2 protein-coding genes are annotated in these 3,890 nt (G+C 41.7%); both read left to right on the plus strand.

Annotated features, from left to right (window positions below; translation table 11 throughout):
* On the plus strand, positions 1–278 hold a 278-nt coding region (locus tag VZD24_RS15100; protein ID WP_342687901.1), incomplete at its 5' end, for a T9SS type A sorting domain-containing protein.
* A 513-nt stretch (positions 279–791) separates the two neighbouring features.
* Positions 792–3,890, plus strand: a 3,099-nt coding sequence (locus VZD24_RS15105) for a GEVED domain-containing protein (RefSeq protein WP_342688093.1), incomplete at its 3' end; no start/stop codon positions are given.

The raw sequence follows: 3,890 nt of genomic DNA on the forward strand, positions 1-3,890 counted from the left end.
CGGACATTAAGATAGATGGCACTAACCTTGGTGTTTCGGACAACACCATTGCCGGTTTCAGTTATTACCCGAACCCGACCAAGGGTGTATTGAACCTACAAAGTGTAGAGAATATCGATCATGTATCGTTGTACAATCTTTTGGGGCAGCTAGTGGTGGACAACCGCGTTGATGCTACCTCATCACAGATAGACATTTCCGGTCTAAGTACGGGCACTTACCTGATGAAGGTAACTGTGAACGGAGAGACGGGAACCTATAAGGTGCTGAAGGACTAATTTCTGACGCATATCTTTAATATAAACCACCCGCTAATGGCGGGTGGTTTTTTTATGAGTTTATAATTTTAGAACAATTTATGGTTTCGTAGTAGTCAGTGATTTTTTGTTTATAATTTCAGCTTTTGAATTTCTTATAGAATTTTAAAGTGCGATTCTTGATAGATTTTATGAAATTCAAATCGTAAAATCGGTGCTCATTTGTTAAAATTTAATTTATATATAATGATTTTGATGCGAATTCGAAATCGGACGAACTGCTAAATTTAAAATATTTTAACACAGAAAATACATTTTAGATAATTGTATAATTCTTCAGTAAACATAGCATAGGTAAGGAGTACAGATAGAAGTTGCTTCCGTTTTATTCTGCAAAAACATAATTTTTAGTGAGTTAAAAGCACGCGATTTTTTCTGTGGCTTAAATTCTTGCCCTGAAAAACTTTGAATTGTGCTTTTTTTAGAATAGCTTTAATTCCTCAAAACTAAATATTTAACTAAACCATTTAAATTATGAAAAAATTTACAATGTTAATTTTATTACTGGTGTTCTCGGTCAGCTATAGCTATGGCCAACAACCAATGATAAAAACGAATGGGACCGATAATCCTATTCATTTCAATCAACAGCAAAAAAATCAAGCTGTCACGCCTTCAAACGTTTCCGTCAGTCCTTCTGACGCTAGTGTTCAGAAAAAGGGGGTAAACAACCCCGTTGTTTACAAAAATCAAACCACTAATCCTCAAGTTTTAAACTTGCCACAAGGAAATCGCTCTAATCACAATGCTCAGATTAGTAGTGAAGGTGCTAATAACCCAATTTCTGGAATGCGAAACGGGTCGAGCTATTCACCTTTATTCTTATCTATAGAGGCTAGAGATCAAGCGGAGCTTTTAGCTGCTGAACAAGAAGGTGTTAATACTAATTTGAATTACACACCAGTGGTTCAAAATAGAGGCCCGCTTTCAGATATTATACCAACAGCGGGGGCAACCGAAACTTTCGCAGTAGTTCCCGGCGATTTCTTTTACGATCCATCAGACGGTGCTACAGGAGGACCGGGAGGTGATTGTTCTACAACTTCTTCTGGAAACACCGGAGATTATCCTAACTGTAATTGTGATACTGTTACAACATTAACTGGGGCAGGATTGTCTGTAGAATTTCTATCATTTAGAGTATTCGGAACTTTCGATTACCTAAATATTTACGATGGGCCAGACACTAGTTCTCCACAAATTTACGACAGTAATTTAAATACTGATACAGATGAGCTTGCAGGAATGATTGCCGCAAATGGTTCAGCTGTTTTTACTTCTACCACAGGAGCGTTAACTTTTGAATTTCATGCAACTGGAGTAGTAAATACTTGTGGTTGGGAAGTTGAGGTGCTCTCTGGTGGCGGTGGGGCGTTCCCAGCGCCATATTGTGGGCCGCTTGAGTTTAACTCAGGAGTCGAGCCTATAACATTAGTAGAGGTTGCGGGTATAAGCAATGTAAGTGATCCTGTTATAGATGGTTCACCAGCCCACGAAGATTTTACGGCAATTGTAGGCGATATGGAAGAAGGGATGTCTTACCCTATTGCTTTGGAAGGTAATACTGGTGGAGGTTTTACAAATAGCTTCACTGTGTTTATAGACTGGAACCAAGACGGAATTATGGATAACGCAAGCGAACGTTATGAAATAGGAACAATAACCGGTTCTACAGGTACAGATGGCCAACAGGCTACTAATAACATTTTAGTTCCAGGGGGCGTAACCGCGGGCACAACTAGAATGCGTGTTATTAAAAAATTCTTGGCTTCCTATGCTCCAGATTCCTGTACTCCTGGTTCTGGCTTTGGTCAAGCAGAGGATTATAGTATCAATGTTACTGCAGGCGGTGGCGGCGGTGGAGTTTGTTCTGAAGAGAATCCAAACGATGGTACTTTCGAGAACGGTTTTAACTGTTCATCAACCTCAGCGTTTATGACAGCTAACGATGTAACTGTTGCTGCAGATACAGACTTCACATTAAGTAATATAACTGCGAGCATCTTCGCCAACGGCGGAATTGCTAACGTAGACGTTAATTATTACGCCAATGCTGGAGGACTTCCTGGAGCTTTAATAGGTTCTGAAGCTTCTGTTACTATCGATAACCAAGCGGTTATTGGCAGCAACTTTGGTTTTGATGTAAACGAAGTTGAAATGTCTGTTACTCCATTTGTTTTCGCAGGACAAGCTGGTGTTCCTACCACATACTGGATTGAACTTTCAGTTACTGATGGTGGTGCAACTGGCAGTGTATTCTGGGTAGTTACTTCATCAAGTATGGTAGGGCTTCCAAGTGCACAGTTTGATGCAGTTTGGGGAATTCCAGATCCACTTATGGACGGTGTTTATATTTGGGAAGGAAATTGCGCGCCAATAGGCGGCGGTGGCGGAGTTTGTTCTGAAGAGAATCCAAACGATTTCACCTTTGAGAACGGCTTTAACTGTTCTTCAGCCTCAGCGTTTATGACTGCTAACGACGTAACTGTTGCTGCAGATACAGACTTCACGTTAAGTAATATAACTGCCAGTATCTTCGCCAACGGCGGAATTGCTAACGTAGACGTTAACTATTACGCCAATGCTGGAGGACTTCCTGGAGCTTTAATAGGTTCTGAAGCTTCTGTTACTATCGATAACCAAGCGGTTATTGGCACTAACTTTGGTTTTGATGTAAATGAAGTTGAAATGTCTGTTACTCCATTTGTTTTCGCAGGACAAGCTGGTGTTCCTACCACATACTGGATTGAACTTTCAGTTACCGATGGTGGTGCAACCGGCAGTGTATTCTGGGTAGTTACCTCTTCAACAATGGTAGGACTTCCAAGTGCTCAGTTTGATGCAGTTTGGGGTATTCCAGATCCACTGATGGACGGTGTTTATATTTGGGAAGGAACTTGCGACCCCATTGGAGGCGGTGGCGGAGTTTGTTCTGAAGAGAATCCAAACGATTTCACCTTTGAGAACGGCTTTAACTGTTCTTCAGCCTCAGCGTTTATGACTGCTAATGACGTAACTGTTGCTGCCGATACAGATTTCACATTAAGTAACATTACAGCCAGTATTTTCGCCAATGGCGGAATTGCAAATGTAGATGTTAACTACTATGCTAACGCGGGAGGTCTTCCTGGAGCTTTAATAGGTTCTGAAGCCTCTGTTACTATCGATAGCCAAGCGGTTATTGGCAGCAACTTTGGTTTTGATGTAAATGAAGTTGAAATGTCTGTTACTCCATTTGTCTTCGCAGGACAAGCTGGTGTTCCTACCACATACTGGATTGAACTCTCGGTTACCGATGGTGGTGCAACCGGCAGTGTATTCTGGGTAGTTACTTCATCAAGTATGGTAGGACTTCCAAGTGCACAATTTGATGCAGCTTGGGGAATTCCAGATCCACTGATGGACGGTGTTTATATTTGGGAGGGAACTTGCGACCCCATTGGAGGTGGAGCAACCTACGATGATTGCGCTGGAGCGATCGCCCTATCTTGTGGCGACAGTGTTGTAGGTGAGACCCTAACCGCGACGGATTCTGGCGGTAACTCCGCACCGGATGTGTTCTATAAGTTCACG

This window comes from Aequorivita flava, from assembly GCF_038742595.1.
Lineage (GTDB): Bacteria > Bacteroidota > Bacteroidia > Flavobacteriales > Flavobacteriaceae > Aequorivita > Aequorivita marisscotiae.